This window comes from Rhizobium leguminosarum bv. trifolii WSM2297 (genome assembly GCF_000271845.1).
Genome location: NZ_JH719393.1, coordinates 859,409 through 873,849 on the forward strand (window position 1 = coordinate 859,409; position 14,441 = coordinate 873,849).

14 protein-coding genes and 1 pseudogene are annotated in these 14,441 nt (G+C 58.8%); 10 read left to right on the forward strand and 5 right to left on the reverse strand.

Going from position 1 to position 14,441, the window contains the following annotated elements:
* Nucleotides 1-53: 53 nt before the first annotated feature.
* On the reverse strand, nucleotides 54-1,067 hold the full coding sequence (locus RLEG4DRAFT_RS07815) for a sugar ABC transporter substrate-binding protein (RefSeq protein ID WP_003576683.1): 1,014 nt from the start codon (nucleotides 1,065-1,067) through the stop codon (nucleotides 54-56).
* Nucleotides 1,068-1,477: 410 nt separating this feature from the next.
* On the opposite strand from RLEG4DRAFT_RS07815, the gene RLEG4DRAFT_RS07820 reads away from it, so the two are divergent.
* The 5 genes from RLEG4DRAFT_RS07820 to RLEG4DRAFT_RS07840 all read left to right on the forward strand — a co-directional run bounded on the left by RLEG4DRAFT_RS07820 (nucleotide 1,478) and on the right by RLEG4DRAFT_RS07840 (nucleotide 5,549).
* Nucleotides 1,478-2,341 (forward strand): helix-turn-helix domain-containing protein, encoded by an 864-nt coding sequence (locus RLEG4DRAFT_RS07820; protein ID WP_003576684.1) that lies wholly within the window; start codon nucleotides 1,478-1,480, stop codon nucleotides 2,339-2,341.
* Nucleotides 2,342-2,448: 107 nt separating this feature from the next.
* Nucleotides 2,449-2,895: a VOC family protein gene (locus RLEG4DRAFT_RS07825; protein ID WP_003576686.1), complete on the forward strand. Its 447-nt coding sequence runs from the start codon at nucleotides 2,449-2,451 to the stop codon at nucleotides 2,893-2,895.
* Nucleotides 2,896-2,942: 47 nt separating this feature from the next.
* Complete coding sequence (locus tag RLEG4DRAFT_RS07830; protein WP_003576688.1) at nucleotides 2,943-3,983, forward strand: ABC transporter substrate-binding protein; 1,041 nt, start codon at nucleotides 2,943-2,945, stop codon at nucleotides 3,981-3,983.
* Nucleotides 3,984-3,993: 10 nt separating this feature from the next.
* A complete protein-coding gene (locus tag RLEG4DRAFT_RS07835; RefSeq protein WP_003576690.1) occupies nucleotides 3,994-4,782 on the forward strand; it encodes an ABC transporter ATP-binding protein in 789 nt (262 codons plus the stop codon).
* A complete protein-coding gene (locus RLEG4DRAFT_RS07840) occupies nucleotides 4,779-5,549 on the forward strand; it encodes an ABC transporter permease (protein ID WP_003576692.1) in 771 nt (256 codons plus the stop codon). The genes RLEG4DRAFT_RS07835 and RLEG4DRAFT_RS07840 overlap by 4 nt, the downstream gene beginning before the upstream one ends.
* 27 nt (nucleotides 5,550-5,576) lie before the next feature.
* Here RLEG4DRAFT_RS07840 and RLEG4DRAFT_RS40735 read toward each other — a convergent pair whose 3' ends face one another.
* On the reverse strand, nucleotides 5,577-5,720 hold the full coding sequence (locus tag RLEG4DRAFT_RS40735; protein ID WP_171898176.1) for a hypothetical protein: 144 nt from the start codon (nucleotides 5,718-5,720) through the stop codon (nucleotides 5,577-5,579).
* Between the two features lie 73 nt (nucleotides 5,721-5,793).
* On the opposite strand from RLEG4DRAFT_RS40735, the gene RLEG4DRAFT_RS07845 reads away from it, so the two are divergent.
* From RLEG4DRAFT_RS07845 to RLEG4DRAFT_RS07865, 5 genes and pseudogenes are all read left to right on the forward strand, one after another.
* Nucleotides 5,794-6,225 carry an antitoxin Xre-like helix-turn-helix domain-containing protein gene (locus RLEG4DRAFT_RS07845; protein WP_003576694.1) on the forward strand — a complete coding sequence of 144 codons (432 nt, stop codon included), beginning with the start codon at nucleotides 5,794-5,796 and terminating at the stop codon, nucleotides 6,223-6,225.
* Nucleotides 6,222-6,704, forward strand: a pseudogene (locus RLEG4DRAFT_RS07850) (RES family NAD+ phosphorylase). The gene RLEG4DRAFT_RS07845 and the pseudogene RLEG4DRAFT_RS07850 overlap by 4 nt, the downstream one beginning before the upstream one ends.
* A gap of 244 nt (nucleotides 6,705-6,948) precedes the next feature.
* On the forward strand, nucleotides 6,949-8,034 hold the full coding sequence (locus RLEG4DRAFT_RS07855) for a polysaccharide pyruvyl transferase family protein (protein ID WP_003576698.1): 1,086 nt from the start codon (nucleotides 6,949-6,951) through the stop codon (nucleotides 8,032-8,034).
* Nucleotides 8,035-8,054: 20 nt separating this feature from the next.
* Nucleotides 8,055-9,581 carry a lipopolysaccharide biosynthesis protein gene (locus RLEG4DRAFT_RS07860; RefSeq protein WP_003576700.1) on the forward strand — a complete coding sequence of 509 codons (1,527 nt, stop codon included), beginning with the start codon at nucleotides 8,055-8,057 and terminating at the stop codon, nucleotides 9,579-9,581.
* Between the two features lie 91 nt (nucleotides 9,582-9,672).
* Nucleotides 9,673-10,764: an acyltransferase family protein gene (locus tag RLEG4DRAFT_RS07865; protein WP_003576702.1), complete on the forward strand. Its 1,092-nt coding sequence runs from the start codon at nucleotides 9,673-9,675 to the stop codon at nucleotides 10,762-10,764.
* On the opposite strand, the gene pdxA is transcribed toward RLEG4DRAFT_RS07865, so the two are convergent.
* The 3 genes from pdxA to RLEG4DRAFT_RS07880 all read right to left on the reverse strand — a co-directional run bounded on the left by pdxA (nucleotide 10,733) and on the right by RLEG4DRAFT_RS07880 (nucleotide 14,432).
* Nucleotides 10,733-11,746: a 4-hydroxythreonine-4-phosphate dehydrogenase PdxA gene (gene pdxA / locus RLEG4DRAFT_RS07870; RefSeq protein ID WP_037093339.1), complete on the reverse strand. Its 1,014-nt coding sequence runs from the start codon at nucleotides 11,744-11,746 to the stop codon at nucleotides 10,733-10,735. The two genes, RLEG4DRAFT_RS07865 and pdxA, sit on opposite strands and share 32 nt — an antisense overlap.
* 14 nt (nucleotides 11,747-11,760) lie before the next feature.
* Nucleotides 11,761-12,894 carry an iron-containing alcohol dehydrogenase gene (locus tag RLEG4DRAFT_RS07875; RefSeq protein ID WP_003576707.1) on the reverse strand — a complete coding sequence of 378 codons (1,134 nt, stop codon included), beginning with the start codon at nucleotides 12,892-12,894 and terminating at the stop codon, nucleotides 11,761-11,763.
* 350 nt (nucleotides 12,895-13,244) lie between these two features.
* Nucleotides 13,245-14,432, reverse strand: a complete 1,188-nt coding sequence (locus RLEG4DRAFT_RS07880; RefSeq protein ID WP_003576708.1) for a sialidase family protein — start codon at nucleotides 14,430-14,432, stop codon at nucleotides 13,245-13,247.
* Between the last annotated feature and the right edge of the window lie 9 nt (nucleotides 14,433-14,441).

The window sequence follows — 14,441 nt, forward strand, 5'->3', positions numbered from 1 at the left end:
GGGTGGATAGATTGCGAACGATCCAGTCACGACCGGATCGTTCGTAAGTCTTGTCAGCCGATACCGAGTTTCTTGCTGACTTCGCCGACATTGGTCTTGTTGGCGAGCAGAGCCGGCACATAGGTTTCGCGCGGTAGCGTCTGGCCGGCGAGCAGCTTGGCGACGTTGCGGATGGCAGTGCGGCCGATTTCCGCCGGCTGTTGCGCGACGTCGGCGCCGGCAGGCGAATTCGGATCGGCGATAAGCTGCAGGACCTCAGGGCTGCCGTCGACGCCGTAGGTACGGATCTCGGTCCGACCGGCAGCGGCCAGTGCCTGGGTCGCGCCAAGCTGCGGAATATCCCAGGCCGACCAGATCGCCTTGATCGAACCCTTTTCCGGATATTTGTTGAGGATTGCCGTGATCTGCGTGAAGGCGTCCTGCACCGTGTTCGGGATCACGTCGCGCAATTCCGGCTGGAGGATTTTCACCTTCGGGAAATATTTGACGACATTGACCAGCTGATCGTAGCGGATCGCGCAAGGGGTCACGCCGTAGAAGCCGTTGAAGACAACGATATTGCCTTCGCCGCCGATATCGGAAACGAGCTGCAGCGCCAGATCCTTGCCGATACCCCAATTGTCGGAGGTGGTGTTGTTGATCGAGTTGGTCGAGCCGACATCGACGGTCAGAACCGGGATCCCGGCATCGCGCGCCTTCTTCAGCCAGGGGTCGATAACGCTGAGCGTGCCGAGGATCTGAACGATCGCATCCGGCTTCTGGGCGATCAGCGTCTGCAGCTGCGAAACCAGCTTACCGTCGTTGCGTCCGGCATCGACGGCGATTGGCTCGCCCCCGAGGCGCTTTACCTCTTCGATCTGGGCGTTATAGGCCTGCAGGTCGAAGAAGTGATCTGTGCCGGTCGCGCTGATGGCGATGCGTTTGCCCTTCAGCGACTGCTCGTCGCCGGCTGCAAAAACCGGCTTCAGCCCGACGAGCGATGCACCGGCGACGGCGACCCCGGCCGCGGCGGACAGTTTCAGCAGATCTCGTCTTCCAAGACCGTTTCCAGACGTTTCGATACTCATCGTTCTCTCCAATTAATTATGTCTATAGATTAAATGGATTAAGGCGGATGAATAGGAACGAATTTCCAAAAGAACGATCTCCTGGGAAAAGAGTGGACGGAACGAAAGCTCATCCCTGGCCGCGGTTTGCCGCGACTGGGACCGATTTCGGATGCCCCGACGATCTATCGGATATGTCTACCGCCACTGATCAAGAAGAAGGATGCAGTGCATAATTCTTGCGCACGCGGCCAAATTTGCCGAGGATAAATTCCCGCTAAACCGCGGTGCAGTGTGGCGCGACAGCGGGCGTGAAATCACGATTTAGATGGGCACGATCTGGCTTTATGCTGCGACGTTGATATCGAACGCGAAGCTTGGCTTCCACTTGGCGCGCAACTTGCCTCTCGCCTGCCAGGGAGAGTGAAACAATGCCCGATATCGACCCGACGATTTTCTCAATAAGCCGGCCATCCCTTGGAGGCTACAAGGCCTTCGTTCAGCGCGACATGATCGTCGAGAGCTATCGCAGCGCCGCGGGGCAAATGGTTTCGAGGGGCTCCCTTCATAGAATTTCGATCAATCGAACGGCGCATGGCAAATATGCCTATCGGCTTGGAAGCGGGGCATTCCGCAAAGTTGAGCGGCCGCCGTTCACCCTGGGATTTCAACCCGCCGCCACGGTTCTTGAAGTCGATGGTGATGCGGCGGATTATATCTCGATCTTCCAGTCACCTGCGCTCTACAGCAGCATTGGCGGCTCTCGCTTTGATCCCGAGCATTGGGATAATGATGCACTCAGCGCCACGGCTGATTCGACAACACTGCAGGTCGCGCTCTCCCTTGCATTTGTCGCCGGCAAGACCGAGCGCGACGACCCGCTTTTGATGCAGCACCTGGGGATGGCACTCGCCTGTTGCGTTGTAAAGCTTCTGGGCGCCAAACCTGAAGCCGGCGATCGTCCTCTGACGTCAGACAATCTCCGGCGTGTGATCGACTACATCGAGAGCCTGCTTGGCAAATCCGATCTTAGTGTCGAGGAACTGGCCGGGGTGGCCCATATGAGCCCCTTTCACTTCAGCCGGGAATTCAAACGGGCGGCAGGGATGGCTCCGCATCGCTTCGTCCTGGAACGCAGGATAGAGCGGGCGCGACTTTACCTCGCAGATGGCAAGGAAACGCTCGCAAACATCGCTTACGCCACAGGCTTTTCGAGCCAGGCGCATTTCTCCAGCGTCTTCCGCCGTCTGATAGGGGCGACACCGAAGGAATACCGACGATCGGTCCGTCTTTGAGCCGGCGGCGGCCGATCGCAAATCAGCAATTTTTCGAAAGACAACCGCACGAATTTGAAATCTCTTGAGGCTGCGGTCTGCGAGGCTTCTTCCATCAGGAGGCCTATATGACCGCTTTTGCCCAAGCCAATCCGATTACCGACATCTGCTTTTTGGTCGAGGACATCGACCGGGCGTCGGACTTCTATGTCGAACGGCTTGGCTTCAAACCACGCCGCCGGGCTCCCGGCTTTGCCGATTTCAAAGGAGCGGGTGTGACGCTGGCACTCTGGCAGATCGAGCATATTGCCGAGTTTACCGGCGTCTCGGGCTGTCGCGCGCCCCCAGGCGTGCATAAGGCTTGCGCGGCCATCGAGCTCGCCTCGCCGGAGCAGGTCGATGCTGCTTATGCGGAGCTGAAGGCCGCGGGCGTGCTCTTCCAGGCGCCACCACAGGACTATGTCTGGAACGCAAGATGCTGCTATTTCGCCGATCCCGATGACAATCTCTGGGAAATTTATGCGTGGTCCGCAGGCGGCCCGATCGGCGACATCGACCCGCAACAGCGAGCGTAAGCGGCCCGGCCAGCCGTCCAACAATTCAACAACGGGAAGGCAAGCAAATGAACCGGGATGACAAGAAAATCGTGGTCGATAGGCGCGCTGTCCTGAAGGGAGCCTTTGCCCTTGCTGCTGCGTCGGCGGGGATCAGCGTGTTTGTGCCTCGTCATTCGAACGCCGCCGCATCCAAGGTCGTCATCAAATACGATTGGCTGATGAGCAACGGACAGATCGGCGATATCGTCGCAGTCAAGCAAGGTCTGTTCGAGGCCGAGGGGCTCGACGTCGAGTTTTCTCCTGGCGGTCCCAATTCGGCAACGGTGCCGCCCGTGATTACGGGTGATGCGCAGCTCGGCCAATTCTCCGATTCGGCACAGCTTCTTCTTGCCCGGTCATCAGGCGTGCCGATCAAGATCTTCGCCTGCGGTTTCCGCATGGCGCCTTTCGCCTTTTATTCACTGCCCAAGGCGCCGATCCGCACTGTCAAGGATATGGTCGGCAAGCGCATCGGCAAGCCGACGGCCCGTTACGTGCTTGATGCTATCCTGCTGAAGAACAATATCGATCCCTCGAGCCTAACCATCGCCAATATCGGCTTCGACATGACGCCGCTGATGACCGGCCAGGTCGATGCGGTGACCGGATGGATCACCAACACGCAGGCCCTTTCCATCATCGGCCCCGACCGCATCGATCTGATGATGAAGGATACAGGCCTGCCCTCCTACGCGAACGTCTATTTTGCCACCGACGATGCGGTGAGCGGCCATGCGGAGACGCTGGCAAAGGTGCTGCGTGCCGTCGCCAAGGGCTGGGCCTGGACGCATGAACATCCTGAAGAGGCGGTCAAATTGATGGTGGAGGCGTATCCGCAGCTCGACCTTGCCGTGGAGCTGAAGACAGTACCGCGGATATTGTCGCTGAGCTTCGACGCAGCGACCGGTAAGGATGGCTGGGGCAGCTTCGATCCGGCCGCTCTTGCCGAGCAGATTTCGGTCTACGACAAGATCGGCCAGTTCAAGAGCGGCGCGCCGAAGCTGGAGGACTGCTATACGACCAGGATCCTGGACATGACGGCAGACGACCGTCCGAAGATTGCGTGAGAGAGCGGATTTGCCCGAAGCAGTGGCTATCGAAACCAAGGATCTGGCTATCGGCTATGCCGGCGCCGCCGAGACGACCCGCATTCTGTCCGGCGTCGACATCAGCGTCGGCAGGGGCGAATTTCTGACCATTCTGGGTCCTTCCGGCTGCGGCAAGTCGACCTTCCTGCGTGCGGTGGCGGATCTTCTCCCGCCGCTTGACGGGCAGCTGTCGGTGCTCGGCGGGACAGCGTCGGAGGCGCGCCGGCGGCGCGAAGTCGCCTTCGTCTTTCAGGACGCAACGCTGTTGCCCTGGCGGACCGTGAGGGAGAATGTCGAGCTGCCGCTGCAGGTGGGGAAGAAGAATGTCTCGCGATCGGTGGATGCGCGGCCCGACCATTGGATCGAGCTGGTCGGCCTGTCGCATCTGGCCGACCGGTATCCGCATCAACTGTCAGGGGGCCAGCGCCAGCGCGTCGCCATAGCGCGGGCGCTTCAATGCGAGCCGGATATCCTGCTCATGGACGAGCCCTTCGGTGCGCTCGACGAGATAACCCGCGAGCGACTGAACGACGAGCTTCTGGAGGTCTGGCGCCGCACCGGCACGACCATCCTGTTCGTCACCCATAGTGTTGTCGAGGCGATCTATCTCGGCGGACGCGTGCTGGTCCTGGCGGCCAATCCGGGCCGCGTCCAGGCGCTCATCGACCTTACGCCGCTGAAAGACGAGCGCGGGCTCTGTCGGCGCGAGAGCCTGGATGTCCAGGAGACCGCAGCCCATCTACGCCAATTGCTCCAGCAGGGGAGTTCGGCTGCATGAGGCATCGTCCGCTGTCCCTTGCCGAGGCCCTCGGCCTTCCTGTTATTGGCGCCCTTTCGCTGCTCCTTGCCTGGCAATGGCTCGTGCCGGCGCTGGGTATTCCCAGCTATATCGTCCCGACGCCGCTGGCGATCCTGCGTACGCTTGCAAGCGAATGGCGCTTCCTGCTGTCGAACGCCATTCCGACATGGGGCGAGGCGGGCCTCGGTTTCCTGTTGGGCAATAGTCTCGCTGTGATCCTGGCGGTTGCCTTCGTCTATAATCCGCGGTTCCAAGCCGCCTATTTCCCCGTTGTCCTGCTGTTCAATACGATTCCGGTGCTTGCGCTCGCGCCGATCATTATCCTCATCTTCGGCCTCGGCATGCTTCCGAAAGTCATCATCGCTGCTCTCATCTGCTTCTTCCCAACCTTGGTGAATACCGCCCGGGGCCTCAATCTGGCGACTGCGAGCGAGCTCGACCTGATGCATGTGCTTTCGGCGAGCGGCTGGGAGACGTTCTGGCGCCTGCGCGCTCCACGGTCGGCCCCATTGCTCTTTGCGTCGCTGCGCATTTCCGCAACCACCTGTGTGATCGGCGCGATCGTCGGGGAGTGGATCGGCTCGAACCAGGGGCTGGGCGCTGTCATCATCCAGTCGACATTCAATTATCAGGCCGAAAGGCTTTTTGCCGCGGTCGTACTTGCCTCTTTCTCCGGCATCATTTTTTTTGCGGGTGTGGCCCAGATCGAAAGGGTTTTCCGTCGGCTGCAGCTGGGGCCAAGCTGAAAAGCGTTCAATGCGGTCAACACATCTCTATGATTCTAGCTCGTCGTCTGGGGTGCCGTTGGCGACCAGGTCGAGACGTTCGGTGCAGAAGCCGACGTCGATGCAGGTTCCGAGCGGATTGACGATGTTGCCGATCTCGACGCCATGCTTGTAATCCGCCTCCCTCGGCAAGCAAGCAAAGGATGCTCTTGATCGCCGGCCCACTTGAGACCAAATATAACCTCAAGTGATTGGGGCCATTGTCATGATGGGATTTGCTGCCGTTGCCGACGTTCTGGGGCTACCCTCCACGGAGCCGGCGTCGCGCTCGGCCTTCGGGCTGCTCTCCAGCATTGAGGCGGGACTGCCGGTCAAGGCGCTTGACCGCATGGCGCTGCTTCTGGCGCCGAGCGACGCCCAGTTCAAATACCGGCTCGTTCCCAAGGCCACCTATGAGCGGCGCAAGGCCAAGCATCGGCTCTCTTCCGACGAGGGCGTAAGGCTCGCCCGTCTCGCGCGCGTCTGGGGCCTGGCGCTCGATGTCTGGCAGGCCGAGGCCGAGGCGCGTGATTTCCTGTTTCGTCCGCATGCGATGCTGGAGGACAGGCGGCCGATCGATGTCGTCATCCAGAGCGAGATCGGCGGCGAGCTCGTGCTTGATATCCTTGGAAGCCTGAAATACGGCAGCGCTGCGTGAGCGCACAGCTTCTCGACTGCACGCTGATATCCGTCCGTTTCGGTGATCCCGCCGGAACCTACCCGATCTTCGATGCCACCGGCTCGACCATCGCGCCGGGGCGGTGGAATACGTAGGGCAGCCCGATCATCTATACGAGCGAGCACTATTCGACTGCGCTGCTCGAAAAGCTCGTCCACGGCAGCGGCAGCCTGCCGCCCAACCAGCATTACGTCACGATCACCATACCGCGCGGGCTCAGCTACGAGGTCTTGTCAGAGCCGGCGCTCTCAGGCTGGGACGGCATGCCGGCTGGGGTCAGCAAGGCTTTCGGCGAAAAGTGGTGCCAGGAGAAGCGCAGCGCCATCCTGCTGGTGCCAAGCGTCGTCGCCCGCGTCGACCGTAACGTGCTGATCAATCCGGCCCACCCGGAATTCTCATCGATCACGGTCAGCCTCCCCCAGCCGGTCTTCTGGGATCGCCGCCTGTTCGGCCTGTGATGGGCTCGGCCGTTTAGGCCGAGGTTGCCGCATCGGCCCGGAACCGGTCTCGGCGAGCGGCTATCCGATGATTTCTTTGAAGCTGTCTGGACGGGTCGTTGCTGAGCCGGAGCCGGCAGCGTCCGAACCTCATCATCATTTGCTAAGATAAGGTGGTGCGTATCTATGACGCAGTGCAGTGCAATTGACTTGTCGAACTTGGAGATGTAGATCCTGTTCATTTTTTAAAAGACAAGTAGAATATATGCATCATCTCGGTGAAGTTGTACTACGGCGACAACAAGAAAAGTTGATTAGATCGGTAAGGAAATTTATTAGTAGGGGACAGCCCTACATTATAATGGATTTTCCATCAAACAAAGATCCTGGCCATCATGCAAGTTGGTTGGGATTGGCAAAGGTATTGTGGGAGGTAACGGGGCGTCTACCGGTGCTTACCGGTAGCTCTCTTGAAAGTATTAACCAAATAAAAGCCGCTCCCGGCGACGCTCCAATCTTCATTTGCGGGTGGGCGGACTTCGGAGATGCACGGATCGGCAGAGATGATATTCGTTACCGTTTGGCGTGCAAATATCCGGATCGAACCATCATTCAGATGCCTCAAACAATCGATTTCGCGAACGACGCACTGATGGAGTACGCGAAGCGTACGATTGGTAGGCATCGCAAATTTTTCTTCATGACCCGCGATGAGCGGAGTTTCGAACTGGCAAAAGCGAACTTCGATTGCGATGTCGAGGCGGGGCCGGATACGGCATTCGGGATCGAGCTGCTTAAACCGTTCGAAGCTGATCCTCTCCGGGTATTATACGTCATGCAGCCCTCCGGAGAGGACGACGTTGATATCGCTGAAGCCCGAGCGATCGTTGAGGGACCCCTTACCAATTGGATCAACGGTCCGGATAATTTGTCGCACCTGCACAAGTCGAGTGTCGTCAAGGCAGCCATGCGGCGCGGCTTTAGCCGTCCCGAGATGGTTGCCCAGCATCACGAGGATGTCGCTGCTCGGTATGTCGATTATGGCGTGAAGATGCTGTCCGGCGCGCAACGGATAATCACCAACCGTTTACATGGTCATATTCTTTGTCTTTTGCTCAATAAACCGCATGTCGCGGTTGCGAGAAGCGGAAGCAAGCTGCACGACTTCATCAGCAGCTGGAGTAGCGACGCTCTCCTGGTGGAGCAAGCGACAAATGCCAATGAGCTTTTGGCGGCCATGTCCCGCCTTCCGTATGAGATGAACGGCGCTTGGTACAAGTCTAGCAGACCGATCGATCTGCGTCCCGGTCTTCCTGCCCCAGACCTCGTCCCTCATCCCTCTATCGTTTGATTGTCCGTAGGAGTTCAGTTTTGTCGGTTGCACGAGACGATGATATTCTATTCAGCCATGTCAATAAGAACCGATCGGCCGCAGCCGTAACGGGTGCCTTTTGGTCGGCGATGAGTACGCTCATCCCGACGGTCCTCACCTTCGCAGTTTTCGTGGTGACGTCCCGCGTTCTCCAGCCTCAGGATTTCGGTCTTGTCGCCCTGGCATTCAGTATCGTGTCATTTGCAGGTAGTTTTGGACCGACTGCATTTGGTGAAGCAATCATACAGAGAGCCGAAATAAGGCGTAGCCACCTCGATACCATCTTCGCACTTTCCCTTGCCTTCTCGTTTTTGATCTATGGAGTGCTGTGTATCGCCGCCTCGCCAATCGCGGCATACGTGGGGCATAAGGAAGTCACCTCCCTTATCTACATCATGGGGCTGAAGGTCTTCTTCGATTTCACGGCCGTCGTTCCGAATGCGATTGTCAATAGAAAGATGTCATTCCACCTGGTGGCGGTCCGTACCGTGATAGCCACGATCACTTCTGCTTGCATTTGCCTTGTATTGGTTCTGGCGGGCTTCGGCTTGTGGGCGCTCGCGATTGCACAGATCGCGGCCACAGCGGCATCCTGCGGCGCTGCATTCTGGGGTGCTGGCTGGTCGCCCGGCCTTCACTTAAAGAGAGAAAGCCTGAACGACCTTCTTCACTATGGCTTTTTCGCTTCTGGCACTCGGTTTTTACAGACCATGAGCTTGGACAACCTGATCATCGGCGTGCTCTTGAGCCCATCGGCACTCGGTATCTATAACTTTTCGAAGCGCTTGTTCGATATGATCAATAACGTTATTGCGGGGGGCTTAACATCTGTCACGCACGTCTTGCTTTCCTCCTTGCGAAGCGATCCGAAGAAAGTTCGAGAAGCATTCCTGATGGCCACGTTTGGCTGCTCTCTGGTTTCGTATCCGGTATTCATTGGCCTTGCCGCAGTCGCCGGTGATGCGATCACCACCATTTTCGGCGCGCATTGGATCGAGGCCGTTTGGCCAGTTCGTTTCTACTGCGTCATAGGGTTGATGGCTGGGATCGGCTACGTGCAGGCATCCTTGATAAAGAGCCAAGGGGAGATGGATTGGTGGTTTTACTACCAGGTGGCACGCAATCTGCTCACGCTCGTGACCATCGCAGTTCTTTATCCTTACGGCGTCACAACCATTGTTTTCGCCATTATGATCGAAGTTCTGTTGTTTTGGCCGATCACCAGCTGGAAGGTTTCGCGGCATATAGAGTTGAGCGTCGGGGCCTATCTGATGCAATTCCTTCGGCCAAGTCTGGCATGTGCGGGAATGGTTGCTGTCGTTTTGCTCCTGCACGAACCGCTCGTTCATTGGTCGCCTTATCCACGGTTGGCCGTGGAAATCGTTGCGGGCGGGATGGCGTATTGCTGCCTGATATTTGCCCTTTGCAGGGCTCGTTTGAACGTCTTGATCGGCAGCATAAAGCAGGTACGGCAGCGCAAGAAAAATAAGGACGCAATTGTAGACACTATCGCCCAGCAATCGTGATATCGGGCGCTCCTGCGCAGCGACCTGTGCAGCGGTTCAAGCCGACCGCTGCGCACGCCCCTCAGATAAAGTGTCATAGGATGATCGATAGATGACCAGTCTCGACCGCGATTATGCGCCATCGGCAATCGACAACGCGGGAGTCTCGATTTCCGACCGTAGCCGCTACTATTCGCTCGATGCGATGCGCGGCTTTGCCGCCATTTGTGTTGTCGCTACACATTTCCAAGAGAGATACGCCCCGTCAGCCTATCTCGCAGTCGACTTTTTCTTCGTTCTCAGCGGGTTTATTATCGCCGACATTTACGGAAAAAGGCTTTCGCGCGGTCTGCCATTCCAGTCGTTCATGACGGCACGAATCAAGCGTCTTTATCCGCTCTATCTGATCGGAATTTTGGTTGGTCTCGTCCAGATCATTCTGCTGACAAGCTGGGGGCTGCGAGGTCAAAGTGTCATTGACCTGCTGGTGTCGACAGTTGCTAATGGGGCTTTTCTGCCCAGCCCGATGTATTTCCTTCAAGCCAACTCGATGCAGGGGATGTTTCCAATCAACGGCCCAGCGTGGTCGATGTTCTGGGAACTGTTGGTGAACATACTCTTCGCATTGTGGCTGTTTCGGCTCTCCATCCGCGCCCTTTGCCTCGTTGCCTTGGTCTCAGCTGCGCTATTGGTTTGTGTCGGTCTTCACTACGGTCTGTTGAATATTGGCTGGGAGTGGCCTTCCGCGGTCGGGGGACTGCCAAGGGTGATGTTTTCATTTACGGCAGGGGTTGTGATCAGCCGTTTATTCGGTGGCATGCCGGCCTGGAGAAAGGGTTGGATCGCCTTGGTGCCATGCCTGCTTCTGATGATCTGCATCGCGGCGCCGGTTCCGTCCGTGCTGCGGCCTTACTATGATTTGATGTTCGCGATGGCCTTGGCGCCGCTCATTGTGATGCTTGGCCTCTTTTTGGAAATGCCTGCCAAATTAGAGGCGTTGGCGACGTGGGTCGGGTATATCTCCTACCCCGTCTACATCTTGCACCGAGGTGTGATCGGTGTATTCAAGCCGGTTGCCGGGTCGATCGGGGTGAATGGCCCTCTCGCTTTCTTCGTGCTTCTGAGCGCAGTCGTCTGTTTCGCTTATGTAACTGCTCGTTTCGTAGACAAAATTATCGCTGTCCGGACCCGCCCAGCTCACTGACATCCCGCCGCGGCGAGCGCGCCATCAGCCGGGCATAGGCGATGGCCGACAACATGTTGACGTGGTTCGCCTTTCCCGTGCCGGCGATGTCGAAGGCGGTGCCGTGATCGACAGAGACGCGGTCGATCGGCAGGCCGAGCGAGACGTTGACCGCCGTCTCGAAGGCGACGAGCTTGATGGGGATATGGCCCTGGTCATGATACTGGGCGATAACCAGATCGAAGGCGCCGTTATAGGCGCGGGCGAAAACCGTATCGGCCGAGATCGGTCCGACGACGTCGATGCCCTTTGCCTGCGCCTGCTCCACGGCGGGTACCAGGAATTCCGTGTCCTCGGTGCCGAACAGGCCATTTTCGCCGCAATGCGGATTGAGTCCGGCAACGGCGATGCGAGCCTTTTTGCCAAGGCGCAGGAAATGCCTGTGGCCGGCTTCGATGGTGGCCAGCACCCGTTCGGTCTTGGCGCGTTCGATTGCACCTTTCAGGGAGATGTGGGTCGACACATGGATAGTGTTCAGCCGCTCGGAGGCAAGCAGCATGAAGGAACTCTTCGAACCGGTGAGATGGGCGAGAAGCCCGGTGTGGCCGTCATGGTGATGGCCGGCAAGGTTCATCGCCTCCTTGTTGATCGGCGCGGTGACGATCACATCGGCTTCACCCGACATGGCAAGATCGACGGCACGGGTGATATAGCGCACCGAGGCGTCGCCGGCGACGGGGCTGACCTTGCCGATCTCCGGCAGAGCGGCGCCGAGCAGAACTTCGTCGACGGCAATCCTGTCATCGCCGCCGGCATCGGCAGGCGCGAATTTCAGGCCGGTGCCGCAGACGCGATCGGCGCGCTCCAGCGCTTCGACATTGCCGACGATGACGAAATCGCGGCGCTCTTCGCTCGGAAGGGCCGCCAGGGCCTTGACGATCACTTCGGGGCCGACGCCGGAGGGATCGCCGAGCGTCACCGCGACTTTCGCATTCCTGTCCATCATCAAAATCCCTTCTAGAACGCAGCTGTGTAGATCGAGCGAATGTCGGCGCGCGTGAGATCGCGCGGATTGTTATCGAGCAGACGGCGAATGGCAAAGGCGTCGTCGGCCATGGCGTCGAGATCGCTTTCCGGCACACCGAGCCCGGAAAGCTTCATCTCGATCCCGAGGGCGGCGCAGAAAGCGTAAGCCGCATCGAAGACGGATGCTGTTTCCTCCGAAGTCTGACGCCCAAGCGCTTGCATCACTGCTTTCGTCTTTTCCGGGGCCGACGGCGCGTTGAAGGCGAGCACATGCGGGAAGATCAGCGCATTCGCAGCACCATGTGCCACATGCCAGCGCGTGCCGAGGGGATAGGCAAGCGCATGGCCGCCGGCGGTATTGACCGGGCCGAGGCAGAAGCCGCCGTAAAGCGATGCGAGCGACAGGCCAGCGCGTGCCTCCGCATCGTTGCCGTCTTTGACGGCGCGGGCGAGATATTTGCCGACCAGCCGCGTTCCCTCGATCGCATAGATATCGACCATCGGATGGGCCTTGCGGTTGGTGAAGGCCTCGACGCAATGAGCCATCGCGTCGATGCCGGTGGCAGCTGTGGTGCGGGCCGGCACGGTGAAGGTCAGGGCCGGATCGATGACAGCGATGTCGGCCAGCATGTGCAGACTTTCGACGGCAAGCTTCGCCATCGTCTTGGGATCGGTGACGAGCGCGCGGATGCCGGCCTCGCTGCCGGTGCCCGAGGTCGTCGGCACCTGGGCGAGCGCCACCTTGCGCGGCCCATGCACCTTGTTCGGGCCGACAACGTCATGCAGGGTCTGCGCCGAGCCGGCAAGAACTGCGGCAAGTTTTGCCAGATCCATGGCGCTGCCGCCGCCGAAGCCGACGATCAGTTCGGCGTTGGCGCCATTGGCCGCCGCCAGGACTTTTTCGAGGTTGGCGGTATCCGGCTCCGGCGTCACTTCAGAAAAGACGGTGACTTCGCCCGTGAGTTCCAGCACATCGATGCGCGATGCGTTGAAAGCATCGGAGATGACAAGCGTGCGCCGATAGCCTTGGTCTGCAGCCCATTTACCGAGCTTTCCCGCCGTGCCGATGCCGAATTCAATTAGATGCGGCCGGACGATCGTAATTGGCGAATCCAAGCTGGCCATGAACCAGTCCTCCCTGCAAGACCTTGCGGCGATATCGTCTCTCTTTAATGTAAAGTTGTAAGATCAATGTCAAGCCAGCATTCCAGGACAGCGAAATTTTTAGAGCCCAACATGTCCGCCGAATACGCTTTCAAAGCGGTGCCACGTTCCAATATCCCGTTGAAATTCAAATAAATATGATAAATTCAACGATGTAAATCGGCATTCCGAACACGGAGTATAGTGTCATCGCTGCGCCGGCGACGAACGGCCGGGCTGTTGTCAAATCCTCTCGCAACGACGACCAATGCCCTTCCGGCCGACGTCCTTTCGCGCGCGATCGGACGCAGGTTTTTCCACCGGCGGCGCTCTTACGACAGTGATTGCGGGGCAAGCCGCACATATTTGATGGCGCGCCGGTAATAGGTGTAGGCGATATGGAGTGTGCCGTCGTCGCCCTCTATGATCGAGGGATAGGAGAATTCGCGGTTCAGCGAATCCTTCGAGTTGTTGCTGAGGCAGAAGCCGTCGCCGGTATCGAGATCCACGCGATGCGGAAAGCTCCTGCCGCCATCCCTCGAGATCGCCAGGCTCAGCGGCGCCCGCGGAACCCCCCAGACCGCCTTGCGGCCGATATCGGCGGCGACAACAGTGAATTCTTTGGTCTCGCCGCCCTCGATTTCGTCATAGAGAGACTGGCGCCTCGCATCCGATGTGCTTGCATTCGAGTGGTTATAAACCATTGCAATCGCTCCATCATTCAGGATCGTGGCCTGGATCGAGGAGTTGTTGTTCGGCAGTTCGGTCGGCTCGGGCGCGCTCCACGTTTCGCCGCTATCGGACGATCGGCTGGAAAGAATGCTCTCGGCGAAACGATTGCGGTAGAAGGCGACCATTTTGTCGCCTCCGAGCGGCAGGATGTTCATGTGTACGGCGCCGATGCTGTCTGGAATATCGTGCATCCGCCAGCTCGCGCCGCCGTCCCGCGAGATCAGCACCGCTGCCGTATCGGCGTCGCCGCTCCAGCGCTGGCCGTTGCGACCGACGCAGCGGAAGACCGGTAACAGCCAGTCGCCCTTGCCGTTGACGACGAGCGGTTGGCGAACGAAGGTGCCGGGGCTGTCGCAGAGGACGCTGACCGGCCCGAAGCTTTTGCCGCCATCGTCTGATGTGCGGCATTTGACAACGGAACCGTCCTGATTGCCTGAGGTCTGCGAGGTATAGAGCAGCCAAATCTTTCCGTCAGGAGCGTTGAAAATCAACGGGTTCTGCTCTGATTTCTGCGGGTCGTCGCTCATCTTGTCTGGTTCGGACCAGCGCTCGGCGCCGGGGGCCAACCGCGACATGTAAATCGAAATGTCGCCCATGCCCTCCATCGTGCCGCCGAACCAGACGCAGCTGAGCGTGCCGTCGGGCAGAAAGGCGAGATTTGCCGCATGGTTCTGGATGCAGGGTGAGGGCAGATAGGCATCGGCCCGGCCATTCATGGCTGGGCGAGGGGTGATAAGCCCAGTCATCATGGCGGGCACGACTTCCGAAGGCAGGCCGGTAAAACTCATGGGCGATCT